The 20,792-nt window shown below is 41.2% G+C and carries 8 protein-coding genes and 1 riboswitch; all 8 genes read left to right on the top strand.

From position 1 onward, the window contains the following. Positions 1-11 precede the first annotated feature (11 nt). The 8 genes from argS to CS898_RS03460 all read left to right on the top strand — a co-directional run bounded on the left by argS (position 12) and on the right by CS898_RS03460 (position 20,655). Positions 12-1,718: an arginine--tRNA ligase gene (gene argS / locus CS898_RS03495; protein ID WP_099208113.1), complete on the top strand. Its 1,707-nt coding sequence runs from the start codon at positions 12-14 to the stop codon at positions 1,716-1,718. Continuing rightward, on the top strand, positions 1,718-3,391 hold the full coding sequence (locus CS898_RS03490; protein ID WP_099208112.1) for a B12-binding domain-containing radical SAM protein: 1,674 nt from the start codon (positions 1,718-1,720) through the stop codon (positions 3,389-3,391). Before argS ends, CS898_RS03490 begins: the two co-directional genes overlap by 1 nt. Then, positions 3,384-4,151, top strand: coding sequence for a hypothetical protein (locus tag CS898_RS03485; protein ID WP_009431049.1), 768 nt, complete (start codon positions 3,384-3,386; stop codon positions 4,149-4,151). The genes CS898_RS03490 and CS898_RS03485 overlap by 8 nt, the downstream gene beginning before the upstream one ends. Beyond that, on the top strand, positions 4,135-5,235 hold the full coding sequence (locus tag CS898_RS03480; protein WP_159459112.1) for a hypothetical protein: 1,101 nt from the start codon (positions 4,135-4,137) through the stop codon (positions 5,233-5,235). Before CS898_RS03485 ends, CS898_RS03480 begins: the two co-directional genes overlap by 17 nt. Positions 5,236-5,526: 291 nt before the next feature. Next, positions 5,527-5,757 carry an S-layer homology domain-containing protein gene (locus CS898_RS10090; protein ID WP_099208111.1) on the top strand — a complete coding sequence of 77 codons (231 nt, stop codon included), beginning with the start codon at positions 5,527-5,529 and terminating at the stop codon, positions 5,755-5,757. 65 nt (positions 5,758-5,822) lie between these two features. After that, a complete protein-coding gene (locus tag CS898_RS03470; protein ID WP_099208110.1) occupies positions 5,823-10,187 on the top strand; it encodes an S-layer homology domain-containing protein in 4,365 nt (1,454 codons plus the stop codon). A gap of 65 nt (positions 10,188-10,252) precedes the next feature. Further along, positions 10,253-14,938, top strand: coding sequence for an S-layer homology domain-containing protein (locus CS898_RS03465; RefSeq protein WP_099208109.1), 4,686 nt, complete (start codon positions 10,253-10,255; stop codon positions 14,936-14,938). Positions 14,939-15,331: 393 nt separating this feature from the next. Then, a riboswitch (cobalamin riboswitch) is annotated at positions 15,332-15,514 on the top strand. Between the two features lie 155 nt (positions 15,515-15,669). Further along, positions 15,670-20,655 carry an S-layer homology domain-containing protein gene (locus CS898_RS03460; RefSeq protein WP_099208108.1) on the top strand — a complete coding sequence of 1,662 codons (4,986 nt, stop codon included), beginning with the start codon at positions 15,670-15,672 and terminating at the stop codon, positions 20,653-20,655. The last annotated feature ends 137 nt before the right edge of the window (positions 20,656-20,792 follow it).

The raw sequence follows: 20,792 nt of genomic DNA, 5'->3' as shown, positions 1-20,792 counted from the left end.
AGGAGGATACCTTGCATAATTATCGTAATGAAGTTATTGAAGCCATCCATGGCCAATGTCCAGACTTAGATTTGGACCAAATAGACCAACTTATTGAACTGCCACCAAGTTCAGACCTAGGAGACTTTGCCTTTCCTTGTTTTTCCCTAGCCAAGACCTATCGGAAAAACCCGGCTATGATTGCCCAAGAAATGGCAGAAAAAATAGACAACCCTCTTTTTGACAAGGTTGAAAACAAGGGGCCCTACCTAAACTTTTTTATCAATAAAGAAGCCTTTACCAAGGATATCTTCCAAGACCTTCAAGAGAAGAGGGAAGACTTTGGCAAGACCAACTATGGGGACCAAAGAACTATTGTCTTGGAATACTCTTCTCCTAATATTGCAAAACCCTTCCACATTGGCCACATTCGGACCACAGTCATTGGGGATTCCCTAAAGAGAATTTCAAACTTCCTGGGCTTTAAGACCATAGCCGTCAACCACCTGGGAGACTATGGAACCCAATTCGGCATGATGATTGAGGCCTATCTAAGATGGGGAGACCATGATGTTATTGAAAAAAACCCCATTCCCGAATTGGTCAAGCTCTATGTGCGAATTAATGAAGAAGCCAAGGACCAACCAGAACTCTTGGACAATGCAAGAAACTGGTTTGTCAAATTGGAAAACCAAGACCCCAAGGCAGTAGAACTTTGGGAGTGGTTCCGCAAGGTCAGCCTGGAAGAATTCCAAAGGGTTTATAAGCTCCTGGACATTAAATTTGATTACTATACAGGAGAATCCTTCTATTCTCCCATGCTCAAGGATACAGTGGACTTAATGGAAGAAAAGGGCGTCCTAACAGACTCCCAAGGGGCAAGGATTGTAGACTTTGGTGACGAACTCCCCCCGGCTATTATCATTAAAAAGGATGGTTCTTCCATCTACCTGACCCGGGACATGGCTACAGCCCTCTACCGGAAGAAGGAATTTGACTTCTATAAGAGCATCTATGTTGTGGGAAGCCAACAAAGTCTCCACTTCCAACAATTAAAGGCCATCCTAAAGAAGATGGGCTATGATTGGGAAGAAGACATGGTCCATGTGGCCTTTGGAATGGTCTCTCTAAAGGAAGGAACCATGTCCACCCGTAAGGGCAAGGTAGTCTACCTGGAAGATGTCTTAAACAAGGCCATCAACAAGGTGGATGACATCTTAAAGGAAAGAGAAGAATCTCGAGGGGAAAAAATGGAAGACCGGGAAAAATTGGCCCGGGAAGTGGGTATTGGAGCCGTTAAGTTCCAAGAACTCTTTAACCAAAGAATCAAGGACTATGTCTTTGACTGGGACCAAACCTTGAGTTTTGAGGGAGAAACCGGGCCCTATGTTCAATACACCCATGCTCGAATTTGCTCCCTATTAAAGAAGGGGGAATTTTCTATCCAAGACCCTGTATATGAAAAAGCCCTAAGCCTTCCAGAGGAGCAAGAAATCTTAATGAAGTTGTCTCGCTTCACAGACGTTGTCATTGATGCCCATGAAAAACATGAGCCCTATTTCATTACTCGTTACATTACAGACCTGGCCAAGACCTTCAACAAGTACTACACCCACAACCAAATCAACATTGAAGATGACAAGGTCAAAAAAGCCAGACTCCTCTTGTCCTATGGGGTCAAGGTGGTCTTGTCCCAAGGCCTAAACCTCTTGGGAATCCATGCACCGGAAAAAATGTAATGAGGTTCCTCCTAGTTGGAATTAATTCCAAGTTTATCCACACCAACCTGGCCATCCGCTATCTAAAAGAAGTGTCCAGGGAGGAGACCTCTTTTTTAGAATTTACCATCAACCAGCCCCTGGATACCATCTATGGGGCTTTGTTGGAAGAGGAGGCTCAGGTGTATGGATTTTCCACCTATATTTGGAATATTCAAGAATGCCTAGACTTGGCCAGAGACTTAAAGGCAGTCCGGCCCCAGACTCGGATTGTCTTTGGGGGGCCTGAAGTTTCCTATGAATCCGAAACTTTCTTACAAGACCATCCCTATGTAGATGAAATTTTACGGGGAGAAGGAGAAAGGGCTTGGCCTATCTACCAAGAGAAGATAAGCCAGGGAGGGGACTTAAAAGATGTCCCCAACCTGGTCTACAGGCAAGGGAATCAAATTTGTCAAAATCCCCTGGCTCCCTATTTGGACCTTAAGGACCTGCCAGATCCTTATTTGGAAAAAGAGGACCTAACCAATAAGATTGCCTACCTGGAATCTTCCCGGGGCTGTCCCTTTCACTGTGCCTTTTGCCTGTCTTCCGTTCTAGGACCAGTACGATTTGTAGATATGGACCGGATTTTTAGTCAAATTCAAAGGCTTCTTTCCTATGGAGCAGTTCAAATTAAGTTTATTGATCGAACCTTTAATGCCAGTGAAAAAAGAGCCTTTGCCCTGATGGACTTTATCCAGTCCTTGAAGCTAAAAGACTTTAACTTCCACTTTGAAGCCACAGCCCACCTTATGAGCGAGAAGATGATTGACTATTTTTCAAAAAGCCCTCGGGGACTTTTCCAACTGGAATTGGGCATCCAATCCACCAATGAGAAAACCCTTAAGGCCATAAATCGGACCATGGATTGGCCCCGTTTAAAAGAAGTAGTAGAAAAAATCCGTAACCAGGGTCGGACCCACCAACATGTGGACCTAATCATTGGCCTGCCCTATGAGGGGGTGGACCAATTTAAAAAGAGCTTTAATGACACCTATTCTCTGGGAGCGGAAAAAATTCAAGTGGGCTTTTTAAAAGTCCTCAAGGGGTCTCTTTTAAAAAACAAGGCCCAGGACTATGGCCTGGTCTATAGCCTTAGGCCTCCCTATGAAATCTTAGAAACCCCCTGGTTGTCGGCCTTGGAAATTCGGCAATTAAAAGTTTTTGAAGACCTGGTAGATAAGTTTCACAATGAAGGCTACTTTGAAAGAAGCAACAACCATCTTATGAAAAAGTTGGACCAGGACCCTTTTTCCTATTTTTACAATTTCAGCTTATATTATAAGAAGGAAGGGCTCCACCTGGACCAACACCAAAGAAAGAAACTCTATCAAATATTGACCTCCTATGCCCAGTTCTTGGGCCAAGGAGATTCCGATTTTTACCGGGCCCTCTTCTTGGACTATGTCCAAAACAACCAGGGACCCCTGCCAGACTATTTTCCCCAAAGACAGAAGGCCTATATGGAAAAAAGTAAAATCCATGACCTCTTCCGGCAAAGTCGGGTCCAAGACCTTTTGGGAGTTCAAGACCCCCATATTAAAGACCTGATGAAAAAAGTCCACCCCTATCAGTTGGATGGAAAAATAATCTTAGTAGACCGACGGGACAATCCTGTTAAAATATATGAAATGGAGGAAATTGATGACTGACCTAATCCAAGTTTACCAAGAGGCCCTGCTAGGCCTAGTGGGAAATATTAAAAAGAGACCCCTGGACCACCTAGTGGGATTTCTCTTTCCCCTGGTAACTTTTTTTATCGTTAATTATATTTTTTCTTTAAACTATATGGCCAATGACAATATCGTGGTGGGGGTCGCCCGCTTTATAGTCTATGTGGTTCTTTTATCTTTTTACCTGGGAGTTCTATCCCTTATATTAGAAGGAAACTCCATCACTATGACAAGTTTTAAGTCCAGTGGACTTAGAATTCTCAACGATGTTTGGACAATTTACTTTGTCTTTTCCCTATTTGACCTCTTTGCCGGCAACCTCCTTTCTGGAGGGTTTTTAACCATTGGTCTCTTTCTTGCCTTTAATCCATTTATTGAAATGATCTATGTGGATAAAAAACCGGCGGGCCATCTCTTGGGAGACCTGGCAAGCTTTTACAAGACCAACATCCTCCATTGGCTCTTGCCTCTTTTGATTTATCTTTTGATTTTGGTGGCCCTGGCCCCAAGCTCCATGATGGCCTATGTCTTAGTAGGAGCCAATCCCATGGACTTTGCCTTTGGTCCGGCTCGGCTCTTTAGTCAATTTATCCTGGAAGAACCCCTGGTCCTCCTTTTGAGCCAGGCCTTCCACTATTTTTACCTCCTTTATCGGGGACAGGTCTATAAAATTATTGCCCATTCCAATCCCAGGAAGCGGGCCTATATGAGGGAGTATAATGATGGATTATCAAGATGAACTTGTATTTTTAACCATAAATCGTAAATTGGACCTGGCGGGAGTGGAAATAAAAGAAGGCCAAGACCTCCCTTTAATAAAAAGCTCCATGGTTCAGAACTTAAAAGATAAAAACTGGCAAGAAAGCATTCCCTTTATAGACTTTCTTTTGGGAATGGTCCTTTGCCAAACAGTGGACCCTGCTCTAGCTCAAAGTCAGGGCTATGACAAGATTTTACAAAAAAGCCCCTACCAGGGACAAGTCATTAGCCGGATTATGACAGGAGACTTTGACCGTCAGGCCAAGATGGATTTTTTAACCAGCCTGGAAAAACTTCATATTAAGGAAGAAGATATCACTTATCTCAAAACCACCTTAAAAGAAGAAGAAATCCGCCAAGGCAAGGAAGAAGGCCAGGACCTGGAGCGAAGCTTGATTCCCATCATCAAAAGCTATGGGAAAATTTCAGAAGAATCCCCCTTCTTTGGCCAGGCTCTTTTGCGCCTAAGTGGAATCTATGCCGGTCTGGGTCACTATATCAAGGCAAGGCACTATGCTCGGGAGGCCCTTTTAAAAGATATGCCAGAAGAAGTGAAAAACCAAGCTCGACTGGCCATTGAAGAATTAGAAGACTATGCCAACATGGAAGCTGTGGAATCCTACTTAAACCTTCAAGACCTGGAAAAGGCAAAAAAACATTTAAATAAAGTATCCCAGCAATACCCCAATCCAGATCATGTTCATTACTTTCTGGCCAGCATAGCCCTGGCAGAAAATGACTTGGAAGCCAGCAAGAGCCACTATCAAGAAGCCTTGAAACTGGCAGACCAAGGCCTCTACCATGAACGCCTAGCCTTTGTAAACAGTCAACTGGGTTTGATTCAAGAAGCCATTGACCACTATGAAAAGGCCTTGGAAAAGGGAAGTGATCCCTATACCATCCACCATAACTTGGCCTACCTCTACCTGGAGAGAAAGCCTGAAGAGGCCCTCTACCATGCCAAGGCAGCCTATAACCTCAACAACAGCCAAGAACTCGAGGATTTAATAAAAACTTTAGAAAAAGATGAAAAAGACCTTGACAGGGAAGATGAATTTAAGTAAACTATAAAAGCTGCTAAAAACAAGGCTAAGGTCCTTTGAAAAAGCAGCAAAAGAAAAACCAAAAATCCCCTTGACAAAGACAGGGAGACTTGGTAAACTAATACATGTTGTTTTCCACAAGTAAAAAGCTTTTTAAGAAATTGTAAAAAAGTTCTTGACAAAGACCTTTTACCGGTGGTAAAATAATTAAGCTATCTCGTAAAGAGATTAGTTTAAACAGAACCAAAAAAACTAAACAGTGTAAGAGAATGAACACACAAGCAAAAGCAAAAAGCGGAACTTCAGTGAAGAATCCGGAGTCAGTCTAAAGACGATANCCTGGAAAAACAAGGAAAACTGGAAGATAAAAACCAGGCACAAACCTATAAAGACCAAGAACAAATTAGCCCATGGGCCAAAGAAGCCGTAAGAAAAATGACAGAAGCCGGCATCTTTAAAGGACAAGACAAGGGAAAATTTGCACCGAAGAAGTCCTTAACACGGGCAGAATTTGCTCAAGTGATTTATAAAATTGTAGACTAATCCTATCCATGTAGGGAGTTTTCCTAGGAAAGCTCTCTACATGGAAAAATACGAAAGGAAAGGTTATGAAAAAGAGAATCCTCAGTTTAGTTCTAGCTGTATTGATGTTATTTACCATGTTGCCATGTAATCTATGGGCTGAGGGACCATCTCAAAGCACTTCAACTCAGTCTACAGCAAGGAGCGGAGATGACCCGACTGCCAACGAGAGCAAGTTAGACATCTTGAACGGCTTATATATGGAAGCAACATGGGGGATAGAGGAAGCAGATGTAATCAGTCCAGATGGAAAAGATGTAGACCCAAGTCAAACTTGGGTGACAAAAGAAGTACAAGATGCTCTAGATGAAGCAAAAGAAGAGGCAGATACGCTTATTTCTGAAGACAGTCAGGATCAGGCTAAATTAGAAGCAGCCATCAAAAAATTGCAAAAGGCACTAGATGACTATAATCCTATGCCTGGCAAAAAGCAGGCTTTGGATGCAGACTTTAATCTAGTAATAGAAGGTTTAGAAAATGCCTACTATGCCGAAAATGGAGAGGAAGAAAAAGAAGTCTCCTTTAAGGTTTCTACCACAAAACAAATTCCAGAAGGAATGAAAATCCAAGTCACTTGTGGAGGAGATGAAGTTGAAGGGAAAGACGGAGTCTATAAAGTCAAAATTAAGAGTAAGCAGATGAATATCATTGACATCCGTGTAGTTGATGAAAATGGAAAGACAGTAAAAAAGGCGGATGGAAATGAAGTAAAAGAACGCTTTGTCATTAATCTGCACACCATTAAGGTCATTGACTTCAAACCAGCACCAGGACAATTTGTCAATACAAGCTGGACAGACTACAAAGACCCCAATAAGATAAAGGAAAATAGCGTAGGTTCAGGATTAACCCTGGGATCTTTTGGCGGTCACCTTATTGTGGACATGCTTCAACCAGTTAAGAATGATCCCAAGAACCCCTATGGAGTGGATTTTACAGTCTTTGGAAATGCCTTTGAAATCAATGGAAAGCGAAATAAATACAATCAAGAACCGGCCGCTGTCTATGTTATGAAGGATGAAAATGGGAACGGCCTGCCTGATGACACCTGGTATGAACTGGCTGGATCTGAACATGGAAAAGAAACCACTATTCGGGACTATAAGGTCACTTATACCAACCCCAAAGGAGCTGGAAAAAATATTCCTTGGAAAGATTCTCTTGGAGACAGTGGTTTTGTCTATGCCAATAATTATCACAAGCAAGAGTATTACCCTCTTCATGCAAATTTCTCCAATATCAATCCAGACCAAGAAAGCTACCGAGGAACCCTAATCTTAAAAGGCATGGATCCAAGTGATATTACTGTGAATGGAAAACATCAACTGCGTTTTGGGTATGCGGAATCAAGGAAAACTCAGCTTAAGGGAGATTTAACAAGTCCAGATAATCCCTATACACCAGATGCCTTAGAAGGAAGTGGTGGAGATGCTTTTGATATTTCCTGGGCTATTGATAAGGCGGGAAATCCAGTCCAATTAGACGAAATTCGTTTTATCAAAATTGTATCCGCTACCAATGCCAACCAAGAGGGGGGAACAGGGGAAATTTCTCCTGAAATAACAGGTGTAACACGGACAAAAGCCATTGCAGAAGATATTGATGCATTAAAGATTTCTTCAGAGATTAAACGGGATTATTTAGAAATAGGGTCTAGTGAGTATCTCATCGCCCAAGCTTATAAGGATGGAAAAGAGGCTCCTCATGGAGATTTAGTATGGACGACTTCAGATCCAAGCCGTGCTAAAATCAACCCTGTAACAGGTCTTGTTGAAGGGCTTGCTCCTGGAGAGGTAGATGCTATTGTAAGTAGTAAAGCAAACCCAAGTATTCAGGCCAAATACCATTTTACAGTGGGACAACCTATTGAGATTCAAGAAATTCTTGGCTTCCAATACCCAGGAGATAAAAAGAATATAACAGCTCAAGGGATAGTCTTTATGGAGCCCTTGGTACAAAATCAATTTGGTGAAAAAATAGAGGTAGGCAAGGAAGACATTCAATGGGAAAGCTTAACACCAGATAAGCTTATCATGAAGCCTGGATTTAGTGAGAAGGGTTATGTCGACGCTAGTGGTAAAGGGACAGGGGTAGGTCGCTTAAAATACAGCTACCATAACAAGTCTGTAGAAGTTCCCCTGCTGGTTTATCCTGAAGATTCTGTAGTAGATAATGTTTATGGAAAGACTCCTAGAATCAATGATTTAGATAAGGCATTAAGCTTAAGCTATGACTCGGTAGTCCTATCCTCAGGAACGACAAAAGAAAAACCCTATGATGAGTTTGTTAAATTAGACCAAGCAGCCAGTCAAAAATTGGCTCAAAGTAATAAAAACCTGATTATTCAAGGCAAGTTCTTTGAAGTTCAAGAAGGAAATGCAGGTTTAAAGGCACCTGACTTAAAGGAAATTAGTTTTAAGGCAGATGAAGTCACTGGTGATGAAAGTCTAAGTCAAGCTTTAGGAACAGCAAAACCAGAAATGCCCTTGTATGACTTTACAGCAAATATTGGGTCTGGTCCGATTAAAATGGGATTAAAACTTGTTCAAGGACAATTTAAAGCAGAGGATGCAGACCAATATAAGGTAGGGCATTATAATAAGGATACAGGAACCTGGGAAGAAGTAGAATCTACCTTAGACGCAGAACGAATGACCCTGTATTTTAACTATGACAAAGATGGTATCTATACCGTGGTTAAGGGAGATTTAAAGAAACCAATAGACAAAAAAGATTTACAAGAAATAATTAAAAAGGCTGAAAAAGTTAAACAAGCAGACGAAACAAGTGCAGACGGAAAAGATATCGACAAGGATAAGACTTGGGTAACCTCCGAAATTCAAGAAGCCTTCAACCAAGCCTTGGAAAAAGCAAAAGAAGTTAACGAAAGAACTGATGCAAACCAAGACGAAGTCAACCAAGCAGCAAAAGCACTCGAAGATGCCATAAAAGTTTACAAACCACAAGAAGGGAAAAAAGAAGCTGTCCTTCCTGTAGATAAAGCGAAGTTAAAAGAAGCCTTAAGTCAAGCGGAAGCAATGAAGAAGGCAGATGCAACGAGTGAAGATGGAAAAGATGTGGACACAGGCAAGACTTGGGTTACTCCAGAAGTGAAAGCTACCTTCGACCAAGCCTTGGAAAAAGCAAAAGCAGTTGACGCAAAAGCTGATGCAAATCAAGACGAAGTCAACCAAGCAGCAAAAGCACTCGAAGATGCTATGGACAACTACACTCCAGAAAATGGGACAAAAGATATCCAAAAACCAGTGGATAAAAAAGCCTTAAAGACCGCTTTAGAAGAAGCCAAAGCAGTAAAACAAGCAGATACAACCAGTTCAGACGGAAAAGATGTAGCTAAAGACAAGACCTGGGTTACTCCAGAAGTTCAAAGGGCTTTAGACCAAGCAAAAGCAAAGGCCCAAGCACTTTTAGAAGAGGCAGAAGCTACAAAAGACGACGTCAACCAAGCCACAAAAGATCTAGAAAAAGCCATCAAGGCCTACAAACCACAAGAAGGAAGCAAAGAAAAAGATAAACCAGTGGAACCAGACAAACCAGTGGAACCGGGCAAAACAAACCCATCCCACAGGAGAAAAGACAAACCAAGCCCATGGACAATCTTCCCAAGCACCCCCAATTATTGGACAAGTCAAGTAGAAAAAACCCCGGAAGAAACTCAAGTCAAAGAAGAAGCGGCCAAAGAAAGGCCAGCAAGAAGTCACTTCCTAGACATTCAAGGCCATTGGGCAGAAAAAGTCATCCAAGAAGTTGCAAAGAAAGGCTACTTTAAAGGTACAAGCGCCACAACCTTCTCTCCCAATAAAACCACAACAAGAGCAGAATTTGTGACCGTCCTGGGAAGACTGGCAAATATCAACCCAAGCCAGTATCCCAAGGCCCAACAAGTAGACATCCAAGAAGGATCCTATTATCAAGCCTATGTCAACTGGGCCATTGCAGAAGGCATTGTAAAAGGCACGGATGCAAACCACTTTAGTCCAGACCAAAAAATCACAAGAGAAGAAGTCGCCACTATCCTTGCCAGATACCTGGAAAAACAAGGAAAACTGGAAGATAAAAACCAGGCACAAACCTATAAAGACCAAGAACAAATTAGCCCATGGGCCAAAGAAGCCGTAAGAAAAATGACAGAAGCCGGCATCTTTAAAGGACAAGACAAGGGGANCCTGGAAAAACAAGGAAAACTGGAAGATAAAAACCAGGCACAAACCTATAAAGACCAAGAACAAATTAGCCCATGGGCCAAAGAAGCCGTAAGAAAAATGACAGAAGCCGGCATCTTTAAAGGACAAGACAAGGGAAAATTTGCACCGAAGAAGTCCTTAACACGGGCAGAATTTGCTCAAGTGATTTATAAAATTGTAGACTAATCCTATCCATGTAGGGAGTTTTCCTAGGAAAGCTCTCTACATGGAAAAATACGAAAGGAAAGGTTATGAAAAAGAGAATCCTCAGTTTAGTTCTAGCTGTATTGATGTTATTTACCATGTTGCCATGTAATCTATGGGCTGAGGGACCATCTCAAAGCACTTCAACTCAGTCTACAGCAAGGAGCGGAGATGACCCGACTGCCAACGAGAGCAAGTTAGACATCTTGAACGGCTTATATATGGAAGCAACATGGGGGATAGAGGAAGCAGATGTAATCAGTCCAGATGGAAAAGATGTAGACCCAAGTCAAACTTGGGTGACAAAAGAAGTACAAGATGCTCTAGATGAAGCAAAAGAAGAGGCAGATACGCTTATTTCTGAAGACAGTCAGGATCAGGCTAAATTAGAAGCAGCCATCAAAAAATTGCAAAAGGCACTAGATGACTATAATCCTATGCCTGGCAAAAAGCAGGCTTTGGATGCAGACTTTAATCTAGTAATAGAAGGTTTAGAAAATGCCTACTATGCCGAAAATGGAGAGGAAGAAAAAGAAGTCTCCTTTAAGGTTTCTACCACAAAACAAATTCCAGAAGGAATGAAAATCCAAGTCACTTGTGGAGGAGATGAAGTTGAAGGGAAAGACGGAGTCTATAAAGTCAAAATTAAGAGTAAGCAGATGAATATCATTGACATCCGTGTAGTTGATGAAAATGGAAAGACAGTAAAAAAGGCGGATGGAAATGAAGTAAAAGAACGCTTTGTCATTAATCTGCACACCATTAAGGTCATTGACTTCAAACCAGCACCAGGACAATTTGTCAATACAAGCTGGACAGACTACAAAGACCCCAATAAGATAAAGGAAAATAGCGTAGGTTCAGGATTAACCCTGGGATCTTTTGGCGGTCACCTTATTGTGGACATGCTTCAACCAGTTAAGAATGATCCCAAGAACCCCTATGGAGTGGATTTTACAGTCTTTGGAAATGCCTTTGAAATCAATGGAAAGCGAAATAAATACAATCAAGAACCGGCCGCTGTCTATGTTATGAAGGATGAAAATGGGAACGGCCTGCCTGATGACACCTGGTATGAACTGGCTGGATCTGAACATGGAAAAGAAACCACTATTCGGGACTATAAGGTCACTTATACCAACCCCAAAGGAGCTGGAAAAAATATTCCTTGGAAAGATTCTCTTGGAGACAGTGGTTTTGTCTATGCCAATAATTATCACAAGCAAGAGTATTACCCTCTTCATGCAAATTTCTCCAATATCAATCCAGACCAAGAAAGCTACCGAGGAACCCTAATCTTAAAAGGCATGGATCCAAGTGATATTACTGTGAATGGAAAACATCAACTGCGTTTTGGGTATGCGGAATCAAGGAAAACTCAGCTTAAGGGAGATTTAACAAGTCCAGATAATCCCTATACACCAGATGCCTTAGAAGGAAGTGGTGGAGATGCTTTTGATATTTCCTGGGCTATTGATAAGGCGGGAAATCCAGTCCAATTAGACGAAATTCGTTTTATCAAAATTGTATCCGCTACCAATGCCAACCAAGAGGGGGGAACAGGGGAAATTTCTCCTGAAATAACAGGTGTAACACGGACAAAAGCCATTGCAGAAGATATTGATGCATTAAAGATTTCTTCAGAGATTAAACGGGATTATTTAGAAATAGGGTCTAGTGAGTATCTCATCGCCCAAGCTTATAAGGATGGAAAAGAGGCTCCTCATGGAGATTTAGTATGGACGACTTCAGATCCAAGCCGTGCTAAAATCAACCCTGTAACAGGTCTTGTTGAAGGGCTTGCTCCTGGAGAGGTAGATGCTATTGTAAGTAGTAAAGCAAACCCAAGTATTCAGGCCAAATACCATTTTACAGTGGGACAACCTATTGAGATTCAAGAAATTCTTGGCTTCCAATACCCAGGAGATAAAAAGAATATAACAGCTCAAGGGATAGTCTTTATGGAGCCCTTGGTACAAAATCAATTTGGTGAAAAAATAGAGGTAGGCAAGGAAGACATTCAATGGGAAAGCTTAACACCAGATAAGCTTATCATGAAGCCTGGATTTAGTGAGAAGGGTTATGTCGACGCTAGTGGTAAAGGGACAGGGGTAGGTCGCTTAAAATACAGCTACCATAACAAGTCTGTAGAAGTTCCCCTGCTGGTTTATCCTGAAGATTCTGTAGTAGATAATGTTTATGGAAAGACTCCTAGAATCAATGATTTAGATAAGGCATTAAGCTTAAGCTATGACTCGGTAGTCCTATCCTCAGGAACGACAAAAGAAAAACCCTATGATGAGTTTGTTAAATTAGACCAAGCAGCCAGTCAAAAATTGGCTCAAAGTAATAAAAACCTGATTATTCAAGGCAAGTTCTTTGAAGTTCAAGAAGGAAATGCAGGTTTAAAGGCACCTGACTTAAAGGAAATTAGTTTTAAGGCAGATGAAGTCACTGGTGATGAAAGTCTAAGTCAAGCTTTAGGAACAGCAAAACCAGAAATGCCCTTGTATGACTTTACAGCAAATATTGGGTCTGGTCCGATTAAAATGGGATTAAAACTTGTTCAAGGACAATTTAAAGCAGAGGATGCAGACCAATATAAGGTAGGGCATTATAATAAGGATACAGGAACCTGGGAAGAAGTAGAATCTACCTTAGACGCAGAACGAATGACCCTGTATTTTAACTATGACAAAGATGGTATCTATACCGTGGTTAAGGGAGATTTAAAGAAACCAATAGACAAAAAAGATTTACAAGAAATAATTAAAAAGGCTGAAAAAGTTAAACAAGCAGACGAAACAAGTGCAGACGGAAAAGATATCGACAAGGATAAGACTTGGGTAACCTCCGAAATTCAAGAAGCCTTCAACCAAGCCTTGGAAAAAGCAAAAGAAGTTAACGAAAGAACTGATGCAAACCAAGACGAAGTCAACCAAGCAGCAAAAGCACTCGAAGATGCCATAAAAGTTTACAAACCACAAGAAGGGAAAAAAGAAGCTGTCCTTCCTGTAGATAAAGCGAAGTTAAAAGAAGCCTTAAGTCAAGCGGAAGCAATGAAGAAGGCAGATGCAACGAGTGAAGATGGAAAAGACGTGGACACAGGCAAGACTTGGGTTACTCCAGAAGTGAAAGCTACCTTCGACCAAGCCTTGGAAAAAGCAAAAGAAGTTAACGAAAGAACTGATGCAAACCAAGACGAAGTCAACCAAGCAGCAAAAGCACTCGAAGATGCCATAAAAGTTTACAAACCACAAGAAGGGAAAAAAGAAGCTGTCCTTCCTGTAGATAAAGCGAAGTTAAAAGAAGCCTTAAGTCAGGCGGAAGCAATGAAGAAGGCAGATGCAACAAGTGCAGATGGAAAAGACGTGGACACAGGCAAGACCTGGGTTACTCCAGAAGTGAAAGCTACCTTCGACCAAGCCTTGGAAAAAGCAAAAGAAGTTAACGAAAGAACTGATGCAAACCAAGACGAAGTCAACCAAGCAGCAAAAGCACTCGAAGATGCCATAAAAGTTTACAAACCACAAGAAGGGAAAAAAGAAGCTGTCCTTCCTGTAGATAAAGCGAAGCTAAAAGAAATCTTAGATCAAGCGGAAGCAATGAAGAAGGCAGACACAACAAGTGCAGATGGAAAAGACGTGGACACAGGCAAGACCTGGGTAACCCCAGCAGTCCAAACCGCCTTCGATCAAGCCTTGAAGAAGGCAAAAGCAGTTAACGAAAAAACTGATGCAAGCCAAGACGACGTCAACCAAGCTGCAACGGTCCTAGAGAAAGCTATCAAGGACTACCAACCTACAAATGGTCGCCAAACAATTGAGAAAAGAACAGAAGTAAAAACAGAGGTTATACCCTTTGAAAAGAAAGTAGTGAAAGATTCTTCCCAATATGAAGATTACAAGCAACTGGTACAAAAAGGGAAAAACGGGGAAAGAAAAATTACTGAAGAAGTCACCTATGTAAATGGAAAAGAAACGGCAAGAAAGGAACTTTCTAGTGAAGTAACAATAAAGCCGGTAGATGAAATTGTTCGTGTGGGAACAAAGAGGGCAACAGAACCAAGTCCGTCGACTAGGCCCCGCAAGCCAAGGCCATCCCAAAAACCAACAATAATTCAACCCATTCAAGATATAAGGACAGAAGGAAAGAAAGAGGACGATATCACTGTAAAAGCAGGAAGTCCTTTTGATAAGATGACAGACCTTGTAAACCATTGGGCAAAAAACGTCATTAAGTATGTCATGGATCAAGGCTACTTTACTGGAACAAGTGAAACAACTTTTTCTCCAGATCGGCCCATCACTCGTGGAGAATTTGTTACCGTTTTAGGTCGTAGGGCAAAAATTGATGCAAACAAATATCCAAAGAGTGGAATGCTTGATATGGAACCAGGAGCCTATTATGAGCCCTATATTAACTGGGCCCTATCGGAAGGTATCCTTCAAGGAGTAGGAGGACAAAAGGTAGAACCGAATCGAAGGATTACAAGAGAAGAAATGGCCACAATACTCAATCGATACCTGGAAAAACAAAATAAAACCTATACAAGACAAAAATTCACTATTTATGTAGATCACAAGAAAATATCCTCTTGGGCAGTAGAAGCTGTAAATAAACTGGGTCAAGAAGGCTTATTATCCGGACGAGACAACCATTATTTTGCTCCTAAAGAAAACTTTACTAGAGGAGAAGCGGCTCAAGTTTTATATAACTTGGATAATAAGTAAATTTAAAAGAAGGTTTCCTAGGAATAGGGATTTAATAGTGTTGGCGATAAAATGCCAACACTATTTTAGTGCAAAAAAATGGAGCAAACTGGATATTACATTTTTATCGGGGCAATGAATAGTGATTTTATAGTAGTCTTGGTTTTGATAAATTCAGCAAGCATAAATTACTAGAGAGTAAACTTAACAACTGATGATACTAAGAAAGAATTAAATTTAATATGTCAGAATGAAAAGATTTAAACTTTACCTCTTATAAATAAGCTATGAAAAATTCGGGGAACTAACACTGTCTAAAAAATTAAAATAAGTTTGGAAAACCTTAGAAGGAACAGGCAACAGAAAGTATTTGCAATTTAAAAAAATTGAAGATATAATAAAGTTATATAAACTAAATATTTAACCCTATTGTGTTCTTACAAATTGTAAGCTAAGATGGAACTTGGTGAAAATCCAAGACGGACCCGCCGCTGTAAATGATGAGTTTATCCTAAGAAGTCACTGTGAAAGTTCATGGGAAGACAGGATAGATGAAGATTCATGAGTCAGAAGACATGCGCATAGGAGCTTCTTTATGGCGAGGTACCAAGAGAGAAAGGTGATAGGAAAATAGTGCAAATTCGGGCATTAGCGAAAGCTGATGTCTTTTTTATTGCCTTCAAAAGAAGATCAGCAGGGTGGATATGTAAGGAAGATGTTTGCATTTTAAAATCAATTACTAGGAGGCACAGATGAAATTTAAGAAGTGGTTAGTTCGGATTTTAGTCATTTGCATGCTGGCTACCAGTATGCCTTTTCCAAGCTTTGCCAAGAGTGAAGCTGAAAGAACAGAAAGCTTGAAAGAAAGTACTGTATCTATCGATGAGCAATGGGTTAATGCAAAGATAGATGAGATTGCTAAAATCTACCAAGACCAGCAAAAAAAGGAAGGCAAGCTCAAGGACTGGTGGGCCATTATAGAACTGGCCAAATATGAACAAATCAAGGGAACCTTTGGGCCCAACACCTTCACAGAAGGAACAAAGCAATGGGTTAAAAAACAGGCTTTTGATGAGGACACACAAAAGCCCAACAGTGATGTGAATAGCCTGACCAAAAATATTTTAGCTATTCGGAGTATGGGATATGACCCAGAAAACTACTACGGCGTCAACTTGGTAGAACTTTTGGCAAATCGTGCAGATTTTGGAAAGGATGTCAATGCTCTGGGGCCTGCCTTAAATGCCTTAATATCAGATAATTATACAAATTCACCGAGCCTTAACACGGCAACAGAACAATTAAAGCAAAAAATTTTACAAGCACAAGGCAGTGATGGTTTATGGCAAGGCTACAGTCTTCCATGGGACATTACTGGTTTTGCCCTTTATGCCTTGGCTCCTTATTATGGGGAAGCAGAGGTTAAGACGAGCCTGGACAGGGCCTTCAAAGCCATAGGAAACAAAATGTTATCCAATGGAGATCTAACACAAAGTCCGGGAAATGCAAACTCATTAGAAATGGTTTTAGGCGGGGTTGCTGCCTGTGATCCAGGGCTTTTAACCAAAGACTACATGGTAAGAAACAATAAGACCTTAGTTGATGGCTTAAAGGCCTATGCGATAAAGGATGGCTTTGCATGGATTATCGGACAAGATGGTGGCAAGGAGATGGCGACAGAGCAAGGTTTTCGAGCCCTGCTTTCCTATATAGGCATGGTAAAAGGCAAGGGCGGAGTCTTTGATTTTCGCGGAGTTGATAAGCAAGAAGCCAAGGATAAGGACAACCGGGTTGAGGCCTACAAGGATTGGCTTGCAAGAAAGTATAAAGAATGTAGCGATAAGACCAAGAAAAGACCAGATGATCAATCTCCCATGCTCTATCCGGGTATGGTTCGAAATAAGATTCAAGTTCCAGAGCAAAAAATTCTTCAACTGGCAGACCAACAAAAAGGACAGGATGAAAATCGCAGAGATGCAAAAGACCTGGCCCAAGTCATTTTAAACTTACGGGTCCTTGGAAAGGATCCAGAAAATTATAAGGAAACAAATTTTGTTGCCCAACTCGTGGGTCTTCGAATGGATAAATTTCGACGGGTTGATGAGATAGAAGCGGCCATCTATGCCCTGACATCAGACGACTACAAGACACCGAAGAAAGATGAACGACTCAAGGAACTGATAGAAGCTCTTTTAAACAAGAGAAATGGATCCAGTAAGCTCTGGGAAAGTTATGGAGACTGGCAGGAGGATACAGGCAATGCCCTGGGAGCCCTAGCAGCTATCGTTCGTACAAATCCAAATGGCGAACTGGCTGAAAATGCAAAGAAGGCCCTAGAGGAAACCATAAAATTAGTAGCAGGCAAACAACTGGCCAATGGAGACTTTACTAAAAATGACTGGGCCGATGGGAGCATTGGGAACCTAGGAGCCATTTTAAAGGGTCTAGCCCAAAAGGACCCTAAGCTTTTAATGGATGAACAATTTCAAAAATCCGGAGACAACCTCCTGGATGTTTTAAAGGCTTATGATGTGCCTGGAGGGTTGTTTTCAGAAGCTAGAAATGAAAACGAGACAGGATTTGACCTTAAGGGAGTAGAACAAGCTCTGTCAATTATTCTTTGGAGCATGGACCACAAGGAATTCATCTATGATTTTCGGTCTATTCCTAAAGAAGGGGGAGAAAGTGTAGATAAGACTCCTTTGATTGAAAAAATTAAAGAAGGGCTCAAAGAAGAGGCAAGACTTTCCGTTTCTCAAGACGGAAAAGATGTCTTGACCAAAGACTTCTATATTACACCAGAAGAAAGTAAGGCCTTTAAAGGTGCCATTAAAGAAGCAGAAGCTCTTGTAGAGAAGAATCAAGCAACCAAAGAAGATGTTCAGCGGCAAATAGAAAAATTAGACCAAGCAATTCAAACCTTAAAAGGACAGAAAAAACCTGGTTTAAAGGTACCTGTAAATAAGGCCAAACTGCAAGAGGCAATCCAAGAAGCTAAAGAAGCAAAGAAAAACATACCTGTGGGCGAGGACCCGGCTAAATTTTTAAAGGGTGTAAAATTTGTTTCTCAAACTACTTTAGATGCCTTTAATCAAGTCCTTGCCCAAGGGGAAGCCCTTGAAAAAAGGGAAGATGCCAAGCAAGAAGAAGTCAACCAAATGGTTGAGACCTTAAAGAAAGCCATAGAAAGCTTTAAGTTGGCAATGCAAACAGGAACAAAAGATGCTGTAGATCAAGCAAAATTAAAAGCCATCTTAGAAAAAGGGAAAAGGGAAAGTCAAGCCTACCAAGTAGCGGAAGACCCACAAGAAGTTCCTGTCAACCAATTATTTACGACTGCTGCCAATAAAGAAGCCCTGGATAAACTTCTTACAAAAGCCCAAAAATTATTAGAAAATTCTGATGCTAGCAAGGCAGATGGAGATGCAATGATCCAGGAACTAGAGACAGGTATAAAGAAGTTTACAGATGGGCTTAAAGAGGGAAAACAGCTAAAAGATGGCGTTTATTTCCAAAAAGACTCAGGCGAAATAATCTTAATGGATGACAATAAGACCTTCCAACTGAGTGCCTTGGACCAAGGTCGATTCATATTAAAGGCGAAAAATTCCAATCCAGACTGGCAAGCTAATGAGCAAATGAAACTTGATGAATATGCTCGCAAGACCCACTACTGGATTAGCACAGATGGTCGCTTTAATCCAAGAGTGGCAAAAACCATGGATGCAAAAGTTATCAATATGGCAGATGGAAAAGCTTATACCTTTAAAATCCAACAAGTACCTTCAAATATTGAAGAACTAAAAATATTGGTAGATGGAAGGGAAGTTTCTACCACGAATCCAATACAAATGCAAGGAAGTGCACCCAAGCATATTGTCGTTCAAGGACGAAGAAAGGGCAGTCAAAACTTCCAAAGCATCCCATATCAAGCCCTAAGCCACGATGCAACAGGACAAGGAGGAAATACAGGAGGACAATTTGGAAAGAGAATTACCCCAAATTGGGATTTCCAAATATCATCTGAGCCAATTACCTATGAAATTTATTTAAAGGAAGATGAAAAGGTCAAGGCTTCTTTCACGGCAGTACCATCCCATGTTGCAGTTCAAGATTTTAATATCAGGGTGCCGAAAAAAGCCTATATCCATGCTTGGAATGGAATTTTTGGAGATTATTTTGTTGGCATCCAAAGAGGGCCTGCAGCAAATGAATATATGGAAACTTTTACGCCAAGTAATGCTACAAATAGAGGGCTAACTTGGGAAGCCTTAACACCAGACATTGCCGAATTTATGGAAGTTCACAAAAATGGAATTGTCCCGAAAAAAGCAGGTCTAGCCAAATTTAAGGTAACCAGTGAAGACAACCCCCAAATTTCAAAAATTGTTGAAATAGAATTTGCCTATAAAGAGCCCTTAAAGAAGGCAAGTATTAAAGAAGATGTTATTCGGATGAAGAAGGGAGATAATTTAAGTCTTGAGATTGAAACCCTCCCTCAAGAAGCATCTGAAAAAAGATTCTACTGGTCTTTTGATCAAGATGGAATCGTAAAAATAAAGGATAGCGTAACTAATGATCCGACAAATATCAATATTCCTAAAAAAACGAGTCATGGGGTAACAGCCTATAAAGATGGGATTGTCAAAGTAAAGGGAATCCCCTATGACCAAACAGGAGGAGCTCAAGCTCTAGAATTTACGATTATTGTAGGAGATGCAAAACTTCCAGAAGACAAGAGCCCGCTAAAAGAAGCCTTAAGTCAAGCGGAAGCAATGAAGAAGGCAGACACAACAAGCCCGGATGGGAAAAATGTAGACAAAGATAAGACCTGGGTCACACCAGAAGTGAAAGCTGCTTTCGACCAAGCCTTGGAAAAAGCAAAGACAGTAGACCAAAAACCAGGAGCAGACCAAGAAGAAGTCAAACAAGCTATCCAAGACTTAAAAGAAGCCATGGCAAACTACAAACTACAAAATGGAACAAAAGAAGCAAGCCAACCTGCAGAACCAGGCAAACCAGTAGAACCAGGCAGACCCAATCCACCCCACGAAGAAAAAGAAAAGCCAAGCCCCAGTCCAAGCCCAAGACTTAGCTTCCCAGGTTTCTTCGCTTGGACAAGTCAACCTGAAAAAACCCCAGAAAAAATCCAAGTAAAAGAAGAAAACAAAGAACCACAAGTCCAAGCCCAACCACAAAACCACTTCCTAGACATCCAAGGCCACTGGGCAGAAAAAGTCATCCAAGAAGTTGCAAACAAAGGCTACTTTAAAGGGACAAGCGCTACAACCTTCTCTCCCAATAAAACCACAACAAGAGCAGAATTTGTGACCGTCCTAGGAAGACTGGCAAAGATCAACCCAAGCCAGTACCCCAAGGCAAAACAAGTAGATATTCAAGAAGGATCCTACTACCAAGCCTATGTCAACTGGGCCATTGCAGAAGGCATTGTAAAAGGCACGGATGCAAACCACTTTAGTCCAGACCAAAAAATCACACGAGAAGAAGTAGCTACTATCCTTGCCAGATACCTGGAAAAACAAGGAAAACTAAAAAGCAAGCAACCAGGACAAACCTATAAAGACCAAGAACAAATAAGCCCATGGGCCAAAGAAGCCGTAAGAAAAATGACAGAAGCCGGCATCTTTAAGGGACAAGACAAGGGGAACTTTGCACCAAACAAGACCTTTACCCGGGCAGAATTTGCTCAAGTCATTACAAAAATAGAAGCATTCTAAGAATTGGCTAGAAAAGATATGGAAACTTTAGAATTTTCCCATAAGGGATTTGATGGCGGCCATCTATTCTTATAAGGAAGAATTTAGTCAAAACCAGTTCAAGGGAAACATGAGAAGAGAGAATAGGACCATGGAAG

The sequence above is a fragment of the Urinicoccus timonensis genome (assembly GCF_900232945.1).
Taxonomy (GTDB): Bacteria; Bacillota; Clostridia; order Tissierellales; family Peptoniphilaceae; genus Urinicoccus; species Urinicoccus timonensis.
Note: the sequence above shows the minus strand (reverse complement) of the source record. Positions and strands in the feature narration are given on the sequence as shown.